We start from the raw sequence: 23,756 nt of genomic DNA on the forward strand, positions 1-23,756 counted from the left end.
GCGCTTTCAAAGCCACAGCGGAGGCACTGCAGCTTCCTCTACACGAGCCCAAGTCTACAAATGACCAACGCCCTTTCGGGTGCCGCCTTGATCAGCGGCCGGCCCTCGTCGCCGGGTTGTTTCGGCGGAGCCTCGAGAATAGCGAAGCTTGGATCGAGGACCAAAAAAATGAGGACGAGAACTGCACATCCAGCTTCTCGTCCTCTACCATTCCGCTCACTTCAGGAATTGAGGAGGCACCTCAATTGCTGCTTTCAGTTGTTTATTTTTTTATCATATCTCGTTACCCGACGCAAGTCCCGTTTGGTCCGGTTCGAGAAGATCGGGTTCGATCAGGATAGCGCGCGTAACAATGACGGTGGCAATTGTAGATTAATTCCTCTCTCTATGTTATAAGATGCTCGATCTCGAGGAGCACAATACGCCTGTTTCAATGGCGCGTGCGCGAGGTCAGTTCGATTCGATTGGTATGGAGAGCTGCTGGTTTTGATGCGCAAAGGCGAAGCCAACTCCGACCTAGTCACAGGGCGCTTGGAGGATTCGTCACCGCGCGACTGGAACGACGGTGGCGTTGGCTGCGACTCCTCCGGGTTCGACAATTACGTCGAGGACCGATCTGAGCGAGTGCATCTGGACGATCTACTACCCTTTCTCGAAGAGCGTGTAGCTTTCAAAATGCCGAGCGAGCTCAGGCATCTGGATGGCGTGTTGGACTATCTGAACGAACGAATGCTAAGGCTGGGAATTGTTACACCGGGCGACTTGGAAGTGCTCATCGCTTTAGACGAAGCTATCGTGAACGCCATCAAGCACGGCAATAAGAGCGATTGCCGCAAGGCCGTTCACATAGTCGCCGAGTTCAGCGTCGAAGGCGTCCGATTTACCGTAGCCGACGAAGGCACGGGATTCGAGTTGGAAAAGGTGCCTGACCCTACCGAGCCTTGCCGGTTGCTTGAACCAAACGGACGCGGGCTTCTTCTTATCCGCCACATCATGGATGAGGTCTGTTTCAATCAAAGCGGGAACCGTTTGGAGATGTTTAAACGCACGAGCAACAAATCTCACCCCCAAAACCAGCCTTCCAACGGACAAAAGAAAGCCGAGTGAAAGCCGAAGTCAGGCTCGGAGTTCAAGGCGTCATCCGATTCCAAGTCGCGGCGATCTCAAGTTTGAACTTCGACTCATTCAATATCCACAGGCCCAGTGTCTCGCGTAGCAGCATGGGAGAGCGCGGCGTTTTCATCCTTCGGACGATGTTTGCACTCCATCCATGTGTCCTTCCATTGCGGGCGGAGCAAGCTCAAGACTGCGGATGCTCGAAGCCGATCCGAGAAATCTTCGCTCATCACGCGCCGCGCGCATTGTTCGTCGTAGCCGTATCTTATGAGCGCCGAACGTAACCCGTACTGGTCATCGCGCGAGTGCTTGTTGAGGGAATCTATGATCGTCACATCAAACAGCGCGCGATCCTCGGCGCTCATATGTTTGATCAGGGACTCGACGCGATCTTCTCCCGAGCACAGCCGCTCGATTTCGCGCAGCACCCACTGTGGATCACGAGGCGAAACCATTTCAACCGAGCACAGATTGGCGCCTCGTATCTGAATTCCGCGCCTCAACTTCCCAACGAAGACTAAGATCACGAGCCCGACTAGTTCGACCAGAGCCAGCACCCCGATGAGACACCATCCGTTCGTTTCAAGACGAAGCAAGTTCATCCACAACCCGTTCCCTTCAGCTAGAACCCTCTCTTGGCTGGGTGAGGTGTTCGAGCAAGCGACGTTCCTGAGAAAAGACCGTCTCTCTCATCACTGAAACGGAGAATGAACCCTCGCCATTGAGCAAGAATCGGCCAAGGTCTGCGTGCCGAGCCAATCGGGCCGCGAAATGTTTCTGTTACTGAACACCTCAGTAAAACTGTGGGCGCCCCGCGTTACCCAACGGCTGCGCTGGGCCACGAGGGTCGTCCACGGAGGGAGGCAGTAGATCGCTGCTCGTCTTCACACTGAATTGATCTCAAACCACCTCGCGGAATAGTGATTGCCTACACAACCGCCGACTTCAGTACGTAAACCCCCAACAGTCCCCAACGGTCCCCAACCCAGACCTGTCCTTTTTGAAGGAGGAGGCGAACTAAACGCCGACTCAGGGGCGCTCTCTGTGAAGAAGTAACGCGAAGTGTAAGTAAGCGTCTGCCATATTCTGTAACCATATGTTTCGACCAAAGCTCATAACCGGTTCAGGGACAAGGCAAGCCCAGCGCGGCTTTTCTGTGATCGAGATGGTGGTAGTTCTCCTGATCATCGCAATCGCCGCCGCGTTTGTCGTGCCTCAAATCGTCTCTTATATGCGAATGTACCGGCTGGGTGTCGGCGGCCGAAATGTAGCCACCGCGTTGCAGCGCGCGAGGTATTTGGCTACTTCAAACAACACCCTGGCTGGGGTATTCGTCGCCGAGTTGCAGCGCGTCGACATCGAGCAGTACGACCCCGAAGGGAAAGCAGAGCCGCAGAACAAGGGCACCGTGCAGTTGCCAGGCGGCGTCACCGTTTCCCCGGATGCTCCCAAACAGATCGCTTTCGATGGCCGGGGTGTCATCACGCCGATGCCGAAAGAGAGCCCGACGATTCGCCTGAATGGATCGGACGGCTACTACTTGTACGTGACCGTGTCACCGACCGGTCAGGTAACCGTTTCGGAAGCGAAGCGAGACGATCGCACCTAACCTAAGTGCGAAGCGGAAACTACAGAAGAGCAGAGTCAGACATGGAATCAGTCAATCAACCAGAACGCAGATTCGATAGCCAGCCGCGGACGAATGGGTTGAACGCGGAAGGCTTCACGATGATCGAAGCCGTCATCGCCATGTTGGTCACGGTCGTCGGGCTTGTGAGCATAGCCGGGATGTTCACCCTCGCGATGAAAACCAACGCCAGCTCACGCAACTTCACCACAGCTACGACATTCGCGCAGGATAGGCTCGAACAACTCGGCGCCGCGTCCTTTCAACGCCTGGTCGACCCGTCGAGGATGACCACAAATCCGAGCAGTCACGGGCCGGACGACGCTTACATAGTCGGCAGCATCGCGTATGACGCCGCTGCCACCGATGGCTCTTACTACTTCGACAAGATCATCATTGCCGGCCGCGATGACGTCGAGCCTGAAGGCACGGTGACCGTGGTCAACCCGAATGGCGCCGCGGAAACTCGCAGGCCGGATGGAACGATTGTAGCGGGCAATCCGTTTGGTGATGGCCGAGTCACCTATTCGCGCCGATGGGTCATCATGTCCAGCAGCGAAGAGAACCCTGCCGACAGACGATTGACGATTGCCGTGCGAGTGAAGAGCGAGAATCCTGCCGCCGGCAAGGCGCCGGAGTTGGTCGATCTGTATACGGTGATGACGAATCAGTAGCGGAGGGAACAGTTCATGAGGACACAAGCCAACGAACAACCTGCAAGCGTAAATTCACCGATGCCAGCTAGCGACGCACTCGACCGAGCTTATTCGCACTGCGTTCGCCCTTTGCCCCGTGAACACGAGCGCGGATTTACGCTGGCGGAGTTGATGATCGCTATGGCGGTCTTCACTCTGATCATCGGCTCGGTGGTACTGTTGCTCAGCAAGAGCCAGACCATCTTTCGCACAGAGCAAGGCGTTTCCGAAATGGATCAAAATGCGCGGCTGCTGATGGACTTTCTCACGCGCGACATACAGCAATCGAAGGAAAACGCGCTTGGGTTGGGTTCGAGGTTCAGATCGATCTACTCGTACAACGGCCCTGAAGGAAAGACAGACGAAGTAACCATTGTGTCATCGGACACCGAAACGAAACTGCCGGCGGCCGCGCTCCCGTTGATTGCGGCTTCGACGAGGAGTTTCTCTACCGCGGATCGCTACGTTGAGATCCTGCCGAACGGCGCGTTGCGCGCCGAGGCGATGTCGGTCATCGACGCTCTATCGCCCGACGAAGAGTTTATCATCAGTGCTCTGCGTCAAGACGGTTCAGTCCAAGTCGACTTCATCAAGATAAAAAGCGCGAAGTTGACAGCCGAAGGCGCGATTGGCGTCAGCTTCGAGCCAATCGAGCATCGCGGTGTTCAACCGGAAGTTCCCTTCGGCGATGTCTACGAAGGCGGCTCGTTCACAATGCGGCCGGCCACGATCAAGCGCTACTTCGTCGATCGCAAGACCGATCCGGAACATCCGACATTTGCGCTTTCGGTGAACGATGCTCCGTCAATTACCATCGCCCGCAACGTCGTAGCGTTTCAGGTGCGCTACCTGGAGTTGAAAGATGGAGAAGTCGAGGGCCAGTGGGTTAAGCAACAGAACATCTCGAGGCAATACAAGACGGCCGCGGTTGAAGTCACGATGACCGCGCGCACTGAGATCAAAAGCGATCAGCAAGCCGAGCGTCTGGTCACCCTAGCAAGCGTCATTCGTCCCCGCTTCATATCGGGCGGCGCTTTTGGATCATCGCCGGGCGGCGGCGGCACAAGCTCGCCAGGCGTTCCCGGCGACGGCGGCACGGCCGGAGGCGGCGGCGACGGCCCGGGAGGCGGTGTGCCTGGCGGTGGGTCCCCAGGCGGCGGCGGGAATCCTGGCTTCGGATCCGATGGCGGCGCCGGGCTGGGCTCGGACCGCGGGGGTGACGGATCAGGGGAGTTAGGCGAAGGCGGCTACAGGCGTCAGACAAGAAGAATCGGAAAGCAGCCGCGATTAGGCGAGCGATTGAACCCGAGACCATAGGTTAAGGCTCGAAGGACGGGAAGAATGCGGAACCTTTGTTTGGGAGGCTGGGCGATGCTGAAGAGAGGAAATCATCACGAAGCTCTAACGCCGCGTATGTTGATGCCGGCTAGGATCACGCGGGCTGCCCCAGCTGGCCGCCCCGATGATCAACGAGGCATGGCCTTGATCGGCGTGATGCTGATCATGTCACTGATGCTCATGCTCGCGCTTGCAGTGACCTTTACGTCGCTGTCGGACAAGTCCATCACCTCCAACTTCAAGAACCTGACCAGCGGCTTCTATGCGGCCGAGGCGGGAGTAAATAATCTGCATCGCTTGCTTCGCAATGACAAGTTCGTGATGGCGTCGTTGCCTGATCCTCCGCGAGTTTCGCCGGGCCGGCCGACACTGAACGCCGACGATTTTATTGCGGCCGCTGAGAAAGCTTTCAACACTACGGAATCCTTTCCGAACAACGCCGCCTATCGAACCAAGATCAAGATTAAGGAAATTCAAGTCCCTTACGCAGTCGGCGACAACGATCCTGCTCATGCTGCCAATCGCGTGAAACTGGTCAACCCGCTCTACCCGAGACTCGGACAGATTGAGCCCTACTCGGTCAGCTATCAACTGGAATCGGTAGGCGAAGGAATCTCCGGACTCAACGGCGCGGTTACCCTGGTCGAAGAAGGCGTACTCAATTTCAAGCTGCTGGTGAGGGCTGAGGGCGGCGGGCTGCGCGTCGGAAGCTTCTCAGAGTTCGCGCTCTTCCTCGACCGCTTCGATCCATACACCCCAGAAGGACCCTTCATCTATCAAGGACTCGGCCCGGGCGATAGGTTCGCCGGCCGCGTTCACACGAACGAGCGATTCGGCTTCTGGACCGTTGCCGACGGCTCCGATCCGCCGACGTTTCGCGGCTACGTTACGCAAGCCTACAAGAGCTCGAGCTACTATCGCTACGGCGGGGGCCTCCCGCCGGCGCCGGTCGATGCCGATTCAGACGTGGTTGATGGAGTGCTGGTCGCGCCGAGATTTTTGGCCGGGTTCGATCGGGGAGTTGACCCTGTTCCTCCGACCGGCAACGCATTCGATCAAGCCCGAGCGGTGCTTGACGGCGGGTACGCGCTGTCTTCGGGTCCGCCCACTGACGGCGAGTTGCATGCCGGGCTTCGAGCCGCGGGTGATTTGAACACCGCGCTGGCCGAGCCTAAAGACGCGGCCTCGACCACTCCGACACTTGCGCCAGGAGTTTATCTTCCATCTGACGGCGAGACCTTCTCCGGCAGCGGGATCTACGTGATGGGCGATGTCAACGAAGTTTTGTTGAGCGCCGATCCTTCTGGAAATCGACAAGTCATAAAAATCACCCAGGGCAAGCAGACCACCACAATCGTCATCGATGTCGACGCGGGGACGACTACCGTCGATGCGGGCAACGGCACTCGCACGCTGAGGGGAGTTCCGAAAGACCGCTCGATCGTAGAGAACGGCAATCGCTCGGCGGCATCGCTTTATGTTCGCGGCGATTTGGCTTCGCTGCACGGTCCGGGGCGCGACGGAAAAGGACAGCCGATACCCGCGATCGATTCCGACTTCGCCGTCACAATCACTGCCGGGGGCACTCCCACCGGAGACGCGAGGCGTCCGGTTGCGGGCGGAAGCGTCACGTTGACGGGCGACCTTACCTACGAGACGCCGGTGGTTGACCCGGCAGGCAACCCGATCAATCCCGACGCTAAGAACGTTCTGGGAATCTTTGCATCGGGTGGCAACATCAACATTCCAAGCGACGGCCGCGCGCCCGACAACCTGACCGTGAACGCTTCAATGGCGGCATTCAGTCTCACGGATTCAGACGGCCATTCGATCATCGGTCCCAACGGCCGGCCCTTTGGAGGGCGAGTGAGATCAGACGTGCTGGATTTCGCGGGTAAGCCTTTTCGCGGGAACTTCAACCTGGTAGGCGGAATGCAATCGAGCAACTACGACAATCTTGGAGTCTACGACGGACAGTTTCACGGGTACGCGTACAAAGGCAAGTGGGACCCGCGCTACGATCAGGGTCAATCGCCGCCGTTCTATCCCGGCTATGTAGTCGACACAGGTGGTCCGACCGGCGCGCCTACGGTGAAGGCTCAGACTAACAGCCCGGTGGTGCTGTCGTATAAGCGAATCTATTACGGAAGGGCTCAGAGAGCAGTTACTCGCTGATCTTGAGAGGGGTTCGTTGGTTAGCTAGATACCAATCTTTGCCAAGGCGTCGATCACCTGGCCCATCAGCATTGTCGCTCTAGGGTGTGAAGCTTCCAGTCGTTCTATCCCTTCCCTCAACCCTTCACCGAGCCGATCATGCACATCGCGCTCATCGGCCTCTGGTCCTTCCAGTAACTTCTTTATATCGCTCATCACCTTCTGAAGAGTCTCCCGCTCGTTCTCATCGACAGACTCAATCTGTTGAAGCTCGCCGTGCAATTGCTCGAGCCTGTTGTGAAGTTGCTGCTTATTCATTGTAGAACCCTCTATGAAAGCGGAAACGCCGCGTCCTGGCTAGCCTGCGAAAGAACCATACTTCTGATGTGCTAATGAGTCAAAGCGATACTTCTGGTCCTCACTCTTCAATCGTCTAAGTCGGCGGGATCGTATCCTCTTCTGGCGGGATCGTCTCTTCTTCGTCGTCCAGCAAGTCGTGGTCGACATGATTGGGGAGGTTGGGGTCTCGTGGAAGTGTCTCGGCTCCCCATCTCTCCTGTGGCGGAGTCTCGCTGCCCAATGCCGTCGTCACCAGCGGATCGGTGGCGGTTTCCTGTGTCTTGAGCCGCCCGTTGCTCACCTGCGCGATCAGCACGGTGATGTTGTCTTCGCCGCCGCGCTCGTTGGCCATGTTGATGAGCGCCGTACAAGCTTCTTTCAATGAACCGGATTGATCGATGGCTGCTTTTATTTCCTCGGGACGCACTTTGTTGGATAGCCCGTCGCTGCACAACGCAAGCGTGTCCATATCACGCATTTCCAAACGGTCGACGACAACATTGATGTTTGGGGATGCCCCGAGCGCCTGGAGTATCACATTGCGATAAGTATGTCGCTCGGCTTCTTCCTGTGTCAGGTGACCAGCCTCGACCAACTGCCCGACAAGCGATTGATCCCGGGTCATCTGCTCGATGCGCCCGCCTCGAATCAGATAGGCCCGGCTGTCGCCAACCTGGGCGAAGTATGCAGTGGTGCCAAATATCCCTACCGCGGTGAAGGTCGCGCCCATGCCGGCGTACTCAGATCGCTTGGTGCTCATCTGGTAGATGTACAGGTTGGCAAGCTCGATTGATAGACGCAGTCGTTCGTGAAAAGGAAGCTTGGAATACGCCGGGCTGGCCTGTAGCTCGAGCATTCGGTCGCGCACGCACTCGACCGCAAAGCGGCTGGCGACTTCGCCTGCAAGCGCGCCGCCCATCCCATCGGTAACCGCGATGAGCGACCCGTAATAACTCTGGTTAAAGCTCGTGAGGCTCTCGTGAGCACTATCCGAATCGCTTTCGGGCTTCCAGGTGTCGGCTGTCGAAAGGTTCAAGACGAAGAAATTGTCTTCGTTGCCAGTCCGAACCATCCCCACATCGCTCTGTGCGTATACGGAGATTCTGAATGCGATCTCTTCGGCCATCATGAAATTCAGTTAGACCAGTGTGACGGAGTACTCGAGCAACCCGAACTCTTGGTACGTCGATACGCCCTTGGGTTGGGCGTGATTATGATTGATTTCCGTTTGGATGGCAATATCTGTAACTGATCGTCCGTAATAGTCCGTAGTCAGTAGTCCGTAGCTCTCTGCCATCAACTCGCATGGAAGAGCTACGGACTACGGACCACGGACTACGGACTAATACCATTCAACGCCTGATCCAAATCCGCGACAATGTCCTCAACATCCTCGACTCCAACCGACACTCGCACCAGCCCGTCGGTGATTCCCAGACGGATGCGCTCGGTTTCAGGAACCGACGCGTGGGTCATCGTAGCCGGATGCGAAATCAACGTCTCGACTCCTCCGAGCGACTCGCCAAGCGTGCACAGCCGAACCGATTCCAGTACGCGCTTCGCATTTTCAAGCGACCCGGTCTCGAACGAGATCATTCCGCCGAAGCCCGACATCTGCCGCGCGGCAAGCTCGTGCTGCGGATGCGACTTCAAGCCGGGGTAATAGACCTTTTGGATCTTTGGGTGCTCCGAGAGAAACTGCGCGACTATGCGGCCGTTCTCGTCATGCTGCCGCATGCGCACGGCCAGCGTCTTGGTTCCGCGCATCACCAGCCACGAATCCATCGGCGAGAGAATCGCGCCGGCGGCGTTCTGAATGAAGGCCATCCTGGCAATGTCTTCTTCGTCGTTCAGGATCACCGCGCCGCCGATGCTATCGCTGTGACCGTTCAGATACTTAGTTGTGGAGTGAACGACGATGTCCGCGCCAAGCTCCAGCGGCAGTTGAAAGAAGGGGCTCATAAAGGTGTTATCGACTACGAGCCGAATACCCCGCCGCCTGGTTATCTCAGACACGGCTCGAATATCCACCAAAGACATCACCGGGTTGGTTGGGGTTTCGATGAACACCATGCGCGTCTCGGCTCGCGCACCCTCCTCGACATTCTGAGGCTCGCGCGCATCCACGTAGCTGAACTCGAGCCCGAAGTTTCTAAGCACCTTGTCGAAAAGTCGAAAGGTCCCGCCGTAGGTGTTATCGCTGACGATCACGTGATCGCCGCCTTTGAGGAGCGTCATCACTGCGTTGGTGGCCGCCATCCCCGATGCGAACGCGAAACAAGCGTTGCCCCCTTCAAGAGCCGCCAGGTTGCGCTCGAGCGCCAGCCGAGTAGGGTTCTGGGTCCGCGCGTACTCGAAGCCTTTGTGCTTGCCCAATCCTTCCTGGGCATAGGTTGAAGTCTGATAGATCGGGACGCTCACCGCGCCGGTTGTTGGATCGGGTTCTTGCCCGGCGTGTATCGCCTTCGTGGAAAACTTCATTCGCCAATCTCCAATCGTGCAAGTTCAGAGTACAAGCTTTAGCTTTCCTGATTGAGAGCAGCCTGAAGGCTGAACTCTGAACTTTTCCTTCGCGTTTATTCGTTTGTTAATCTAGCATCTTTCATCAGGCTTTGGCACGGAACTTTGGATTTGTTGAACTGTATGTCTGAATGATTGTATATTCTCGGTCACTGCGAGTAATCTGGACGGTCTATTTGAACATCAACCTTCACTCTAATTCGGCGCGATCTGTTCATTCAACATCGCGAGGCCTTCAAGCATCGTGGTCAAGGCGCGCCCGAGGATTCGTCGTCTTCTCAATCGTTGTGTGCTTCATCGCCGCGGCGCGTATGGCGTCACACGAGGTCCGCGCTCAGGATGATGTCGCCGCTGAAACAGGCGTCGCGCGCACCGAGAATTTCGAAATGATTGTTCGCGCGGGTTTCGGGCGGCTGGAAGTGAGCAACTGGACCGGGAGCTGGGTGCCGTTCAGGATCAGCCTCTCGAATCAGGGACCGGCAATCGTTGGCCGCCTGGTCGTTCATTGCGAGTCCTCGCCGAATCCGAATCCGCAGGTGCGCGAGTACGTCAAAGACATTCAACTGCCGACTGGCTCGCGGCAGCTTCACGAGATCGCGGCCTTTCTCAATTCAGGTGAGAGCCCGATCGTCCGCATACAGTCAGATGATCGCGTCATCGCTGAAACCCGAATCACCGTCGAGCGGAGTTATGGGATGAGCGATCAGTTGGAGATCGCCGTCGTCGATACGGATTCGACCGCGCTCAACAACATTTCCTCGGCCGAGGTGATTCGAACGCCCAACCGCGTGCCGTTCAAGAACCCGGCTCTCGGGGGCGCGGGTCAGCTACCGGACCCCCCGGACCCAAATGCTCAACCTGCGATTTCGGCCCCGCCATCATTGCCTCAGGGGCCTCAGGGGCCTCAGGGGCCTCAGGGGCCTCAGGGGCCTCAGGGCCCCCAGAACAGGCGGCCCCGATCCAGCGGGTCGGGCCCATGGCGCTCCGTGTTTTTGGCACACCCGACGGTGATCTCCGCTGAAGACCTCCCGCGCGAGTTCATCTCTTATGATCAGCTCGACGCGGTGGTGATCGGTGATGCGCCGTTGAATCAGTTGTCTGAAGAGCAAGCGCGCGCGCTCAGGTTGTGGGTCGCTTCGGGCGGGCTGCTCGTCGTCACCGGCGCCGCCGACGTCGCCGGCTTGCGGGCGATAGGACTCGAGTCGATCCTGCCCGTAGAAGCGCAGGCAACAGCTACAATCCCTTCGCTTCCAGAGTTGAACGAAGTGTACGGATCCTTCGATTCAACCGATCGCCTGCCGGTGATGCTCGCGCGGTTGAAGGCCGATGCTCACGTTCTGGTCGGCGCCCCTGATAAGCCAATCGTTGCAGAGAAGGAATACGGAAGCGGCATCGTGCGCTTCGTGGCGATCAACCCGAAACTCAATCCTTACCGAGGGTGGAGCGCGGCGAAAGACTTATGGACGGATCTGCTTCTGCCCGCGGCTGAGACCAAGCCGAAGCACACAAACTGGATCACGTTTGGACGCCGGGGAAACTCATCGTCAAACAGGTGGGGCGTGCAAGGTTTTCTTTTTCATCTGGCGGAGATCAAGCCGCCCTCACCGAAATACGTTCTGCTGTTTTTGCTGGCATATATTCTGGCGCTCGGGCCGATCAACTACCTCGTGCTGAGATGGAGGCGCAAGACTGATCTGGCGTGGCTGACGATCCCCGCGGTGGTAATCACTTTTGCAGTCGTCAGCGTGACGGTAGCCCAGATCGGCCGCGGAGCGGCCTCGATCGTCGCCGATGCGTCACTCGTCGAGCTTCATCAACCTGAAGGCATCTCGCGGGTGACGAGCGGCTTGCTGGTAATGCCGGCGACCAAGCGTATTCAAGAGATCACGTTCGAGGGTCGCGACACCTATGCCAACGACGTGTACAGCGGGAATCAAACCTCGAGCGCGTCGGCAATCGGCAGCATCGAATGCGAGCGCGGCCCGAAAGAGTTTACGTTGCGGGTGCCGATGACCACCTGGACATCGGGTCTGCTTCAGGTGAGATCGATGAACGAGGGCGCGCCGCCGATGGTGGCCGTTTCTACAAGCGAGGCGTCGATCGCGATCAGGAATCTGGGCGACGCGCAGATTAGCAGGGCTGTCTATCTGAGTGCTTCAGGCATATCGGACCTGTTCGATGTAGCAGCGGGTCGCGAGCAAACGGTGTCCGTGTCGGCTCCGCAGCCCTCGAGTTTCAATGGTTGGTATTTGACCCAACTCGAGCAGGGGAGCGATGAGGCGCAGCTCTTCCAGGAGCTTGGGGCATTGCTCGATCGCGAAGTGGGCGGCGATCGGGCTTTCACGCAAGGGTTCTTCGGGATTCAATTGATGCCGGACGCGATCAAGCGGCTCGAACGCCCGCTGCTGATCGGGTTCGTGGAAAAAGGCGCAACCGGCATCGGGTTTCAAGGTTCGCTGAAACGTCGCAGCAAGGCGTTTTACGTAGTGCATCTTTGAATAGCCAAGGGCGTGGTTTCGGGTTCCGGGTTCAGGGTTCAGGGTTTCTGGTTTCTCGTTGTTCTGGCCTGTCGGTTTGCAATACGAACCCAGTTGGGAAAGTACCAAACCAGAGGCCCCGGAACCTCGAACCCTGAACCCGGAACTCTGAACCAGAAACCAGAAACCAGAGACATGATCAAGCTCGAAAACGTGTCGAAGTACTACAAGACCCTTCCCGCCGTGCTCGACCTCAGCCTCGAGATCGGACGAGGCGAGGTGTTTGGATTCATCGGTCCAAACGGGGCGGGAAAAACCACCACCATCAAAATGCTTTCCAGTCTCATGCTGCCATCCGAGGGCAAGCTGAGTGTCGGAGGATTCGACGTCGTCAACCAGCCGTATGACGTGCGCCGCATAATCGGCTACATGCCCGACAGCTTCGGCGTTTATGACGATCTGCTGGTGTGGGAGTATCTTGACTACTTCGCCGCTCTCTACAAGCTAGACCCGGCGGGGCGCAAGCGGGCAATTTCGGACGTGCTCGAGTTGACCGATCTCGGAGTCAAACGCGGCTCGCAGGTGATGAGCCTTTCGCGCGGAATGAAACAGCGGCTGTGCCTTGCTAAAACGCTGCTGCACGATCCGGCGGTGCTTCTGTTGGATGAGCCTGCGTCAGGGCTTGATCCTCACGCGCGAATCGAAATCCGTGAGCTGATACGCGAGCTTTGCAGGATGGGCAAGACCGTGTTGGTCTCGTCGCACATCCTCACCGAGCTTGCCGACTTCTGCACCTCAATAGGAATAATCGAAGCCGGCCGGTTGCTTGCTTCAGGGCGAATCGATGAGATAACGGCCAGGCTCGCGGGGAACGTCATTCTGGATATCACGGTGAAAGGCGACCCGCTGATTGCGCTCGATGTGCTCGCCGAGCGCACTGACATTACGCGCACGACTTGTGACGGACGGGTGATTCGCGTGGAGTACGGGGGAGAGGCGGACGACATAGACGAATTGCTCGAATACCTGGTAACTCGCGGCGTTCATGTGCTCGGCTTTACTCGAACCGAGGCGGACCTTGAAGACATTTTTCTGAAGGTAACTCGAGGCGTAGTTGCGTGATGGGTAATGAGTGATGCGTAATGCGTGATGCGTGACGGGACTTTCGCCGCTGTTCCGGTTCCGGTCACGCATCACGCATCACGCATCACGCTTACGCATCACGTTTCACGTTCAAGAAACTCCTTTATGGATTTATCCAATCCCATCCTGATCAAAGAAATGCGCACTCGGATGCGCGGCACTCGCGCGTTTTTGGTGCTGACCGGGTACGTCGTAACGCTGAGCCTGATCGTGAGCTTGATTTACATTGTTATGCACAAGAACGCGCCGACGACAGTAGTCAATCAAGCCGGTTCGGTTCTGACCCCGGTGTTGATCTACGTCCAGATGGCTTTGATCTGCCTGATCGCTCCGACGTTTTCGGCGAGCGCGATCTCATCGGAACGCGAGCAGCAAACATTCGACTTGCTGATTACTTCGCTGGCAAAGCCGTCCACGATTCTGTTCGGAAAAGTCGGGGCCGCGTTGTCCTATCTCTTTCTTACTCTATTCGGGTCACTGCCTTTGATCGCGCTTACGTATTCTCTGGGCGGCGTAGCCCTGCGCGACATAGCGATCGCCTACCTGGTGATGGTCGTTTCCGGCGTGACGTTTTGCTCGATGAGTTTTCTCTGGTCGACGCTGATTCGCCGAGGCGTGATGGCGCAACTGACAAGTTTGATCGCGGTGATCTTTCTGGTCGCGGCGCTGCCTGCGCTGGCGCTGTTCTTTTCGGCGCTGGCGACCAACTTCAACCAGAGCCCGTCACCGGCTTTCATGAACGTGGTGTTCCTGCTTTTGAGAACGAACCCGTTCGCGGCCATCGCATCGCAAATCCCCGGCATCCCAATCCCCGCGAACGTCTGGCTTCACAGCGTTCCCGTGTGGATCACTCAGGTGATATTCTATCTGCTGTTGACCGCGTTGAGCTTGCTGCTGAGTCTGAAGCGGCTGCAGCGCGTGAGAAGCTGGTTATGAACGAAGCCGTTGCGAAAATCGTTCGACTCGAACGTCGCGTAATGTGGCGAAGGCGGCTGCTGTCGCTTCAAGACGGGCTCGCGCTGTCAGTGGCGATTGGAGGGATCGTCGCCGCGGGCCTCGTGCTGTTAGTACGGTTGCGACCGCTTCAGGCGCCGGTCTGGACGGTCATCATCGGCGCGCTTGGCCTTTCGTCAGCAGCGACGTTGATACCCCGGTTCTTGACTCGCGCGCGCCGGCGAGACGCGGCTTTTCTGATCGATGAAGCACTCGGCCTCGAAGACAGGGTAGCAACGTCGCACTTGATCATTGAGCGCGGCGGACCAAGGCGGGCGCTTGAAGGGGCGGTGATTGAAGACACGGCCGAGCGGGTCAGCAATCAGCGCGCGGCAGCGATCGTGCCGTTCACAATGCGCTCCTGGCATGCCTTGCCGCTGTTGTCACTGATCGCGCTCGGGGCTGCGCTAATGACTACCCCGCGAACGCTGCCAGTCAACCAGTCTTTGGCGACAGAGCGCGCGGATATCGAGAGCGCGGCCGAACATCTTGAACGGACCGCTGCGGACGTCCAGCAAGTTGTTCCGCCTGAGACCGAGACAGCTAGATTGGCAACCGAACAGGCCGAGCTTGGTCGCGGATTCCGGCGCTCGACTGTCACTCGCGCGGACGTGCTCAAGAAGTTGAGCGCGCTTGAAGAAAGAATCCGGCAGCGCCGCGACGATCTAGCGAGCACGCGTGCCGAGGAAATAGTAAAACTCGCAGACCGGCGATTGGGTGGCTCGCTTGTAACCCCGTCAGCGGCGCAGCGCGGAAAGGTAGAGAATGATGAGAGCCAACCGATCGTAACCGCGGAACCGACCACCGGTGATGTAAAACGAGAGCCCGGCAAAGAAACCCGAGCGACGGCTCCTGGCGACAAGCCTAACGCCGGTGATTCCTCTCAGGAAAAGGCCGGGAAATCCAGCCCGATTGCTTCATTGCGTCGGGCGCCGGCCAAAGGCGGTCAGCCAAACATCAAGGAAACAAAGGCCGAAGGGCGCAGGGAAGCAGTCCCCCAGGAGCGGCCACAGGAGCCAGTTTCAGGGGAGCATCGGAAGGCCGAGCCGGTTGGGACCTATTCAGCCAAACCCGATCTCAGGAACCCGCCGGCAGCGGCGGGCGAACCCGATGCTTCAGTGGATCAGAAGCCGAGTCAGCAGAAGCCGGCCGATCAGAAAGCAGATGGTGAAAAAGTGGCCGATCAAAACGCCGATCAAAACATTGACAAGGAAAAGAGCGAGCAACAGCGGAGCGAACAACCCGGGGATTCACTTGACGCGCTCAAGTCGGTTCCAAACTCAATGGCTGAGCAAGCCGCAAAGGCGTTGCCAAAACTGTCTGAAGAATTATTGAAGAAGGCTGCCCAGCTTCGCGCCAACGAACTCACGCCGGCCGACATCGAGAAGCTTCGAAGGGCGGCTGAGTTTCTTTCCCGCGACCTGGCACAGATCGCCCAGTCGAAGGATTTGCAGCAGGCGCTTCAAGAGATGGCGCGGCAGATGCACCCGGAGCAGATGGAGAAGGTGGCGAGCCAGCTTGCAAATCAGGAGAAGCTCAAACAGGAGCTGGAATCGGCGGCTCGCTTGTTGATGGAGAATCAGCAGGCAAAGGAAATGGCCGCCGGTCTCGCCGCGCAGTTCGCGCGTGTGCCCGAACTGAACGGCGAGATGCGGGCGCACGGGCATAATGAAAGAACCGACGTGAAACGGACCGGCGGCAAATCAGATTCGCGAAATGGACCGTCCGGCGCGCGCGATCAGGCTTCGCCAAACAATCGGAGCGATGCCAAAAAGTCGACAGGCAAATTAATCACGGCAGCAGATCGAAGTCTCGCGGGGCGAGGAAGAGAATCGAGCCTGCAAGGAAAGTATCAGCAGGGTTCCGAAGGCGTATACCTATACCTGCAGTCGAAAGCCGGCGTCGGCGCTGCGCGCGCTCCGTACTCTGCTGGTTATCCGCAGTATCGCCGCGAGGCTGAGCGCTCGGTTCAGCGCAGTCAGGTGCCGCCTAACTTGCGCTCAGTGGTTCGCAAGTACTTCGACGCGATCAACCCGGATGGGAAGAGATGAAAGGCAACAACAACTTCGGTAGGATCACAGGTGATTTTTTGAGCGGCTAGACACCGTCAGTTTCCTGGCAGCCTGAACTGCGCTGGTGCAGCAGATCAGTTGAATCACCCGGAGAATGCAGATGGAACAGAGAGACAAAGACCGGTTACTGCACAACCTTAAGTCGCTTCCAAACGAGCTCGAGGACTTGCTGAATGACCTCGGCGAAGAGACGTTGAGGTGGCGGCCCATCCCGAACAAGTGGTCGGTCAAAGAAATCATGTGTCACCTGCGCGACATGGAGCGGCTGGCTTATCTCGCGCGCTATCGGAGGATCCTCGCCGAGGACAACCCGCTGCTCGCCAACGTTGATCAAGACCGGCTGGCATTCGAGAGCGACTACATCAATCAAGACGCGAAGGCCGCGCTCGAGGAGTTCAAACGCCTGCGTCAGGAAACCATCCGGACTCTCGAGGGTGCTCCGACCGACGTCTGGTCGCGCAGCGGCACCCACGAGACCGATGGTCCGATGACCGTCGAGCAACTGGTGGTTCGCCAGATCAAAGGCAACGACCTCAACCACCTCGTTCAGATGAAAGACATCGTGAGGCTTCAGATGCCCTGGTGAGAGGAGCTGGGAAATTGAAAATTGAGAATTGAAAAATGAAAATTGCAAATTGAAAATTCATCGGCGCGATGCGTCCTGCGTCGTCCTAGCAATTTGCAATTTTCATTTTTCAATTCTCAATTCTCAATTCTTCCCGTGCGCTTCGCGCACTGACTTCCTATGCAAACCCTCGGTGAGATAAAAGAAAGGGTCCAGGACTACGTCGGCAAGTTCGGGGCGTTGCGGTCCGAGATCGCGCGGGTCATAGTTGGCCAGCAAGAGATTGTCGAAGGCACCCTGCTTGCGCTGATGGCCGGCGGGCACGTTTTGTTGGAAGGCGTTCCCGGACTCGGAAAGACCTTGTTGGTGCGAACGCTCGGCGAGACGCTGGGTCTCGACTTCGCGCGCGTACAGTTCACACCTGATCTGATGCCGGCTGACATTGTCGGCACTAACATCATTGTGGAAGACGAAACCGGCGAGAAGATGTTTCGTTTTCAGCCCGGCCCCGTCTTCACCAACCTACTGCTTGCCGATGAAGTGAACCGCGCAACACCAAAGACGCAGTCAGCTTTGCTCGAGGCAATGCAAGAAAGACAGGTGACGGTCGGCGGAAACACCTATCCGCTCAACGGGGTGTTTTTCGTGCTGGCCACCCAGAACCCGCTCGAGATGGAAGGCACGTATCCGCTGCCCGAGGCGCAGCTCGATCGATTCATCTACAAGCTGGTGATTGACTACCCGACCCGGTCGGACTTGATTGAAGTGCTGCGGCGCACGACGGCCGAAGACGTGCCCCACGCGAAAAACATTCTCACGCCGGATGAGCTTGCCCAGATGCAGAAGCTCGTGCGCCAGGTGATCATCGCTCCTCACGTTGAAGAGCTGGCGGCCGACTTGCTGCTGAAGACACATCCGGAAGGCGCCGATGCGCCCGAGTCCGTGCGCAAATACGTGCGCTATGGAGCGAGCCCGCGCGGCGCGCAAGCGATGGTGCTTACGGCGAAGGCGCGCGCGTTGTTGGCGGGCCGCTACAACGTGAGCACTGCGGACATCGTCGGCGTGACGAAGCCTTCGTTGCGGCATCGACTCATTTTGAACTTCGAAGGCGAGGCCGACGGTGTGAGCACGGATACCATTCTTGAAGACGTCCTGGCCTCCGTAGCAACGACGCAGAAGCAGGCCAAGTAGTTAGGAGCGGACGACGGTAGATGGCAAATTGCAGATTTCAGATTTCAGATTTCAGATTTGAGTGTAATTTTGAAAGCTGAAATAAGCTGAGATTTGAAATCTGAAATCTGCAAATCTGAAATCTGCAATCCGCGATTTGCAATTCTCAATTTCTCAATTCTGAGTGAAGCTGGCCGGCACCCGTTATGGTCCTATGACAACAAGGCTTCTTGATCCCACCTTTCTGAGAAAGCTCGAACGCCTGCGCATACAAGCGCGGCGCGCGTTTCCGGGAACCATGCGCGGCGAACGCCGGTCTACTCGTCGAGGCGTCTCCGTTGAGTTCAGAGACTTCAGAAAGTACGAAGCCGGCGATGATTTCCGCCACGTCGACTGGAGCATCTTCGCGCGACTCGAACGGCTGATGCTCCGTCAGTTTGTCGAAGAAGAAGACGTGAGGATCGACATACTGATCGACCAGAGCCGCTCGATGCACTTCGGGCAGCCGATGACCAAGTTCAACTTCGCGAGAAGGGCAGCGGCGGCGCTGGCGTTCCTCGCCGTTAGCAGCCTTGATCGCGTCGGCGTAGCGACTTTCGATTCCACGCTGAGAGCACGCATCCGAGCGTTAAGGGGCCGCGGCCACCTTCACTCGGTGCTCTCGTTTCTCGAAGGGCTATCGGCCGGACCAGAAGCAAAACCGAGCGCTGCCGAGCCGGCAGAAAACGGAGTACAGGGCGCACACGAAGCTAGCGTCGACGTCGTGAGTAGCGCTGAAGCGGTTACCAATTTGAGCGCCGTTGTCAGAAGCTATCAGAGATCGAATCGTCGCCCCGGCGTCCTTTTTGTGATTTCTGATTTTCTAGATCCCGGCGATTTTCGAATCGAGATGAAGTTGCTGGCCCAACGAGGCTTCGACCTGAACCTGATTCAAGTCCTTGCGCCCGACGAGATGCAGCCACACATCAAGGGCGATCTGATGCTTGTGGATTCAGAGAGCAGCCAGGGCCGGGAGATCACCGTCAATGAGCGCTTGCTGGCTGCCTATCGATCCACGCTTTCCGCCTACACTACTTCGCTTGAATCATTTTGCCGCGCAACGGGCATCGGCTACACGATGGTTACTGCCGATGTTTCTTTTGAAGACCTGCTGTTGAAGCGGCTGGTCGAAGGCAGAATGGCTGAATGACAACCGCTGTAAGCAAGTTTATCTTGACCCTTAACAAAACGGTCGAGTAACATCGATGCAGGCTGAGGGTCACTGCAAAGTTAGTGATGATTTGCTAATTTTTTACCAATGCTAACGCAACGGGGGCCATTGACAGCACTGGCAGGCGCGATGCCCCGCATTGATCGGGGATGTCAAATGCCGGAGCCTGGGTCACCCACCTGTTTTAAGACAGGTTCAAAGTTAGCGAGTCACACGGCCGCGCGGTACCCTCTAGCGTCCTTTCGATTACCCACGAAACTACCGCGACTTTGATTATCCCGCGATCATTCTCATAATAGAGACCGGAGCAACTAGCTGACTATGGCGTTTTGGAAGCGAAAGAAAGAACCCGAATTCATATCTCTCGGGCTGAACCGCGCGGCCACGGCCGAGGAAGAAGCGATCGCCGCGCGGCGAGACGAAGGTCCTGAGCCTGAGTTTATCGAGAAGTTCAAAGAAGCAGTTGCATCGACACGCGAGAACCTCGCCGATCGAATCGATTCGGTGATCGGCGGGCGGCGCGAGATCGACGCGACTGTGCTGGATGAGCTGGAAGAAGTGCTGATCGGCGCCGACATTGGCGCGCAGACTTCGCTCGGGATAATCGAAAAGGCCCGCCAGCAAATCAATCGCAAACAACTCAATGATGTTGACGAGTTGAAGCGGCTCATCAAATCGGAGTTGAGGGACATCCTCGATACGGCGGAACGGAATCGCCAGCGTGGCACCGTTGCGTCCGAGACCGAAGTGCCGCTCGATATCAAGCCTTACATCATGATGATCGTCGGCGTTAATGGTGTCGGAAAGACGACGACTATCGGCAAGCTGGCGCATCGCATCAGGATCGAAGGCAACGAGGTGTTGATCTGCGCGGCCGATACGTTTCGCGCCGCGGCCAACGACCAGCTCGCGATCTGGGCCGAGCGGTCGGGCGTGCCGCTCATTCAGCAGAAACCGGGAACCGATCCTTCAGCGGTGCTATTCGATGCGATTCACGCGGCTAAGGCACGCAACGTTGATGTGCTGATCATCGACACCGCAGGGCGGCTGCACACGAAGACAAACCTGATGTTGGAGCTCGAGAAGATGCGGCGCATCGCGGGCCGCGAAGTCGAGGGCGCGCCTCATGAAGTGTTGCTGATAATGGACGCGGTCACCGGGCAGAACGGTTTGGAGCAAGCTCGCCAGTTCACAAAAGCAGTTCCGGTGACCGGTCTGGTGTTGACCAAGCTCGATGGGACTGCGAAGGGCGGGATCGTCATTGCGATAGCGAAGGAGCTTGGGATTCCGATTCGCTATGTTGGAGTCGGCGAGCAGTTGAACGATCTGATCGAGTTCTCGCCTGAGGCTTACATCAACGGGTTGTTTGCTTGAGCGCGGTACGGGACGTGACCTCGGTGGTAGCGTAGCAGCTTCTTTTTCTCAGTCAACCGCGGGTTGATATTACCTCCGTTCGGCTCGCCCTGGGCTATAATGTGACCGCTAGGTGGATAGACGTGAAGAATCGAGCCAAATATGTCTGGGATTACGATCTCGGCCAGGATGAGTTCGATGACATCCTGGCGGGCCGGCGTACGCGCGGACGTCTCGATCGAGACTGGGCGGCAGTGCGCGTAATCGAGTGGGCCCCATACCAGGAGATGGTTCGGCTCATTGGGTTCCGCGCGCTTGTCAACGAATGGTCGCGTTGGCGGTCGCGCGTTCGGTCCGAGCAACAACGTCGTGCGATCGATTTTCTGGTCGACTGGCTGCCAAAGCACCATCCGGAGCTGCTGAGCGATGGCCGATAGCTCCTTCTACTTCAGCGTTCTATACCCCTTTCAAGATGACGTTCTTCGTCTGCTGAAAGAAGCGAAGACTGGCTTCTATCTGACAGGCGGGACAGCACTCTCGCGCGGCTACCTGAAGCACCGCTTCTCCGACGATCTGGACCTGTTTGTTAACTTCGATGCTCATTTTGGCGAATGGTCCAACCGCGTTGTCGATACGTTCTGGCGGCTCGGTGACTGGAAGACAGAGGTGATATTGAGAGAAAAGTACTTCGTGCGCGCGGTGCTGACGCGCGGAGAAGTCACGCTCAAAGTCGAGATGATAAACGACGTAGGCTCACGAGTCGGCGACGTGCGCGATCACCCGGTCCTCGGACGAGTGGACAGCGCCGAGAAAATTCTGGCAAACAAACTCACTGCTCTGATCGGGCGGGAAGAGTCCCGCGATCTTGCCGACGTGTGGGGACTCTGCACGACTCTGGGCCTGTCGATCAACGAAGCGATACTCGGCGCGCAGAGCAAGTCTTCCGGCATCTACCCTGTTGACCTGGCGCGAAGACTTTGCAGCGCGACCCTTGAGGATTGGGAAGCGGTATCGTGGATCGAGCCTGCTCCCGACGCTGAACAGTACCTCTCGGAGCTGCAGTCTTTGGGAGAGCAACTCATCTTGCTAGCCACAGACAGAACCGATGCTGAATAGGCCATTCCGACGGCGGCTTTTCACTACCCAACAAGGCTCTATTGATTGCCGCCGCTCCGCATCTCTCTCAGTCTTTGTTCGCCCAATGGAGCGTCGCCCGCGTCTATCTTGAAGCTCGCTTTCATCTCCTGCCAGAACCCGGGCTGATACCTCACGTTGATCAGCGCGATGATGATCATCGCCAGCAGCGCGCCGATCCCCGCCATGGTCATATCCTTTTGCGCGTCCCACACGTCGCCTTGCGATCCGAGGAATGCAAGGCCAGCCGCCGGATCAATGTTTGCCGCGGCGACCCACTCGATTATTTCGTAGACCGCGGAAAACGCCAGCGTTACGTCGAAAGGCAGGTAGTAGCCCCAGAAGCCTTTCACACGTGTGACGCGGAGAAAGACTTCGCGAACCGGATATGCCAGCAAGAACCCAAACGAAAAGTGAACGAGTCTGTCGTACATGTTTCGGCTCGCGCCCAGCCAGTTCTGCAGTACGTCGCCGAACGGAACCTCGGCGTACGTGTAGTGCGAGCCAATGACGTGCAGGATCATGAACAGCGTGATCAGCGTGTACGATACCTTCGACAGTTTGAAGTACCGGCCGGTCAAGACGAGTATCGGAACGAAGATGAAGACGAGATAGTTCTCGAGCAACCAGTCGTGACGATAGGATGGATTTATCGCGGCCCAAACCCATACCGCGACGAAGACGAGAAGAAGCACTTTCAGGTATCGAGTCATTCAGCACTCTCATTGGTGACTGACTGCTGCTCAGTCTGGTTATTGGGCATCAGTCAGCAACTCCGGGTGATGAGTAGGCAACCATTCCACCAGGAAATCAATGCCGCGGCGTTGTTGTTCAGACCGCACCCTCGAGCGCCAGCGCGGCCACTCCTTGACGAGTTGTGGGAAACCAATCAGCCTGACCATCTCTTCGTAGGGCGCCCACTCGATGACCCGTACGGCGGCCCAATCGCGGTCCAGACTGCCGCGCGTGTAGCGCCCCGCCAGAATGTCATCGAATTGTTCCTGACTGATATCGTAGTCCCAAACGTATTTGGCTTTCGTAGGCTCCATGAATCACCGCCGCTGCACAAAGAGCGGCGCCAAGACTGTGTAAGGAACTGGATAGCACGTGCAAGCTTCGCAGCGAATCTAGTCGAGGATGCCGTCTAGTCTCAGCACGAAACCTTTGAGCAGAGGATCGCCGGAGATCTCCGATGGACCGTCCAGTACTTGAACTTCTGCGCCCATCCGGTAGATGTGAACTTTCCTTTCGCGCGGATCAATCAGCCAGCCCAATTCGGCGCCGTTCTCGATGTATTCCTCCATCTTCTCTTGGAGATGTCTGAGCCGGTCCGACTTGGAGCGCAACTCCACGACGAAGTCTGGACAGATCGGAGCGAAATCGTTTCTTTGTTCCGCAGACAGAGCGTCCCACCGTTGGTTGCGAATCCATGAGACATCGGGTGAGCGCTTCGCGCCGTTTGGTAACGTGAATCCAGTTGAAGAGTCGAATCCAACGCCGGTTCTATCCCTTTCGACCCAGGACCCAAAACGAGTGGTCAGAGTGAAGTTCCTTTTCCCACTTTCGGAAACGACTGGAAGCATGATCATCATTTCACCCTCGCTGTTCATCTCGATACGCAGTTCAGGGTATTGCGCACAGTACTCGGCGAACTCCTCATCGCTGAATGGGCGCAACCCAGGCCGGATGATTACTGCTTCCGTGTTTTCGGGCAACGGAATCGTTGCAACTGAAGCGAAATCGACGTTCATACCGCTGTGTCTCCTGTCTGAGGCGCAGCATAGCTTGCGGCGTAAGCCTAATCAAGCGTTTGCCGCCCAAACTTGAAATGGCAGGCGAAGATCCCATTG

22 protein-coding genes are annotated in these 23,756 nt (G+C 57.3%); 15 read left to right on the plus strand and 7 right to left on the minus strand.

The features are described 5' to 3' along the window. Positions 1–489: 489 nt before the first annotated feature. Positions 490–1,107 (plus strand): ATP-binding protein, encoded by a 618-nt coding sequence (locus AABO57_16605; protein ID MEK6287363.1) that lies wholly within the window; start codon positions 490–492, stop codon positions 1,105–1,107. A gap of 74 nt (positions 1,108–1,181) precedes the next feature. Here AABO57_16605 and AABO57_16610 read toward each other — a convergent pair whose 3' ends face one another. After that, positions 1,182–1,718 (minus strand): hypothetical protein, encoded by a 537-nt coding sequence (locus AABO57_16610; protein ID MEK6287364.1) that lies wholly within the window; start codon positions 1,716–1,718, stop codon positions 1,182–1,184. A gap of 494 nt (positions 1,719–2,212) precedes the next feature. Between AABO57_16610 and AABO57_16615 the strand changes: the two genes are divergently transcribed. Genes AABO57_16615 through AABO57_16630 form a run of 4 tightly spaced genes read left to right on the plus strand, consistent with a single transcriptional unit; the run spans position 2,213 to position 6,951 of the window. After that, a complete protein-coding gene (locus AABO57_16615) occupies positions 2,213–2,725 on the plus strand; it encodes a prepilin-type N-terminal cleavage/methylation domain-containing protein (GenBank protein MEK6287365.1) in 513 nt (170 codons plus the stop codon). Between the two features lie 41 nt (positions 2,726–2,766). Next, positions 2,767–3,417 carry a hypothetical protein gene (locus tag AABO57_16620; GenBank protein ID MEK6287366.1) on the plus strand — a complete coding sequence of 217 codons (651 nt, stop codon included), beginning with the start codon at positions 2,767–2,769 and terminating at the stop codon, positions 3,415–3,417. Positions 3,418–3,432: 15 nt separating this feature from the next. Then, positions 3,433–4,755: a prepilin-type N-terminal cleavage/methylation domain-containing protein gene (locus AABO57_16625; GenBank protein ID MEK6287367.1), complete on the plus strand. Its 1,323-nt coding sequence runs from the start codon at positions 3,433–3,435 to the stop codon at positions 4,753–4,755. Positions 4,756–4,809: 54 nt separating this feature from the next. Next, entirely contained in the window at positions 4,810–6,951 is a 2,142-nt protein-coding gene (locus tag AABO57_16630; protein ID MEK6287368.1) for a PilX N-terminal domain-containing pilus assembly protein, read from the plus strand. A 24-nt stretch (positions 6,952–6,975) separates the two neighbouring features. Here AABO57_16630 and AABO57_16635 read toward each other — a convergent pair whose 3' ends face one another. The 3 genes from AABO57_16635 to AABO57_16645 form a co-directional block, all read right to left on the minus strand. Beyond that, on the minus strand, positions 6,976–7,248 hold the full coding sequence (locus AABO57_16635; GenBank protein ID MEK6287369.1) for a DUF4404 family protein: 273 nt from the start codon (positions 7,246–7,248) through the stop codon (positions 6,976–6,978). 115 nt (positions 7,249–7,363) lie between these two features. Beyond that, positions 7,364–8,395: a PP2C family serine/threonine-protein phosphatase gene (locus AABO57_16640; protein MEK6287370.1), complete on the minus strand. Its 1,032-nt coding sequence runs from the start codon at positions 8,393–8,395 to the stop codon at positions 7,364–7,366. A gap of 209 nt (positions 8,396–8,604) precedes the next feature. Continuing rightward, positions 8,605–9,750, minus strand: coding sequence for a cystathionine gamma-synthase (locus tag AABO57_16645; GenBank protein MEK6287371.1), 1,146 nt, complete (start codon positions 9,748–9,750; stop codon positions 8,605–8,607). Positions 9,751–10,100: 350 nt separating this feature from the next. On the opposite strand from AABO57_16645, the gene AABO57_16650 reads away from it, so the two are divergent. The 10 genes from AABO57_16650 to AABO57_16695 all read left to right on the plus strand — a co-directional run bounded on the left by AABO57_16650 (position 10,101) and on the right by AABO57_16695 (position 21,888). After that, a complete protein-coding gene (locus AABO57_16650) occupies positions 10,101–12,287 on the plus strand; it encodes a hypothetical protein (GenBank protein ID MEK6287372.1) in 2,187 nt (728 codons plus the stop codon). A gap of 174 nt (positions 12,288–12,461) precedes the next feature. Next, positions 12,462–13,388, plus strand: a complete 927-nt coding sequence (locus AABO57_16655; GenBank protein ID MEK6287373.1) for an ABC transporter ATP-binding protein — start codon at positions 12,462–12,464, stop codon at positions 13,386–13,388. 126 nt (positions 13,389–13,514) lie between these two features. Beyond that, a complete protein-coding gene (locus tag AABO57_16660) occupies positions 13,515–14,345 on the plus strand; it encodes an ABC transporter permease subunit (protein ID MEK6287374.1) in 831 nt (276 codons plus the stop codon). Next, positions 14,342–16,453: a hypothetical protein gene (locus AABO57_16665; GenBank protein MEK6287375.1), complete on the plus strand. Its 2,112-nt coding sequence runs from the start codon at positions 14,342–14,344 to the stop codon at positions 16,451–16,453. The genes AABO57_16660 and AABO57_16665 overlap by 4 nt, the downstream gene beginning before the upstream one ends. A gap of 121 nt (positions 16,454–16,574) precedes the next feature. Next, entirely contained in the window at positions 16,575–17,060 is a 486-nt protein-coding gene (locus tag AABO57_16670; protein MEK6287376.1) for a DinB family protein, read from the plus strand. Positions 17,061–17,219: 159 nt separating this feature from the next. Beyond that, on the plus strand, positions 17,220–18,230 hold the full coding sequence (locus tag AABO57_16675) for a MoxR family ATPase (protein ID MEK6287377.1): 1,011 nt from the start codon (positions 17,220–17,222) through the stop codon (positions 18,228–18,230). Between the two features lie 193 nt (positions 18,231–18,423). Beyond that, positions 18,424–19,398, plus strand: coding sequence for a DUF58 domain-containing protein (locus AABO57_16680; protein MEK6287378.1), 975 nt, complete (start codon positions 18,424–18,426; stop codon positions 19,396–19,398). A gap of 342 nt (positions 19,399–19,740) precedes the next feature. Then, on the plus strand, positions 19,741–20,793 hold the full coding sequence (gene ftsY, locus AABO57_16685; GenBank protein ID MEK6287379.1) for a signal recognition particle-docking protein FtsY: 1,053 nt from the start codon (positions 19,741–19,743) through the stop codon (positions 20,791–20,793). Positions 20,794–20,915: 122 nt separating this feature from the next. After that, positions 20,916–21,209 (plus strand): hypothetical protein, encoded by a 294-nt coding sequence (locus tag AABO57_16690; GenBank protein ID MEK6287380.1) that lies wholly within the window; start codon positions 20,916–20,918, stop codon positions 21,207–21,209. After that, entirely contained in the window at positions 21,199–21,888 is a 690-nt protein-coding gene (locus AABO57_16695; GenBank protein ID MEK6287381.1) for a nucleotidyl transferase AbiEii/AbiGii toxin family protein, read from the plus strand. The genes AABO57_16690 and AABO57_16695 overlap by 11 nt, the downstream gene beginning before the upstream one ends. Positions 21,889–21,926: 38 nt before the next feature. Here the strand turns inward: AABO57_16695 and AABO57_16700 are convergent, their stop codons facing one another. From AABO57_16700 to AABO57_16710, 3 genes are all read right to left on the minus strand, one after another. Beyond that, positions 21,927–22,619, minus strand: a complete 693-nt coding sequence (locus tag AABO57_16700) for a DUF2238 domain-containing protein (protein ID MEK6287382.1) — start codon at positions 22,617–22,619, stop codon at positions 21,927–21,929. 39 nt (positions 22,620–22,658) lie between these two features. Then, positions 22,659–22,955 (minus strand): hypothetical protein, encoded by a 297-nt coding sequence (locus AABO57_16705; protein MEK6287383.1) that lies wholly within the window; start codon positions 22,953–22,955, stop codon positions 22,659–22,661. Positions 22,956–23,033: 78 nt separating this feature from the next. Beyond that, a complete protein-coding gene (locus AABO57_16710; protein MEK6287384.1) occupies positions 23,034–23,657 on the minus strand; it encodes a Uma2 family endonuclease in 624 nt (207 codons plus the stop codon). Between the last annotated feature and the right edge of the window lie 99 nt (positions 23,658–23,756).

The sequence above is a fragment of the Acidobacteriota bacterium genome, from assembly GCA_038040445.1.
GTDB classification, from domain to species: Bacteria; Acidobacteriota; Blastocatellia; order UBA7656; family UBA7656; genus Onstottus_A; species Onstottus_A frigus.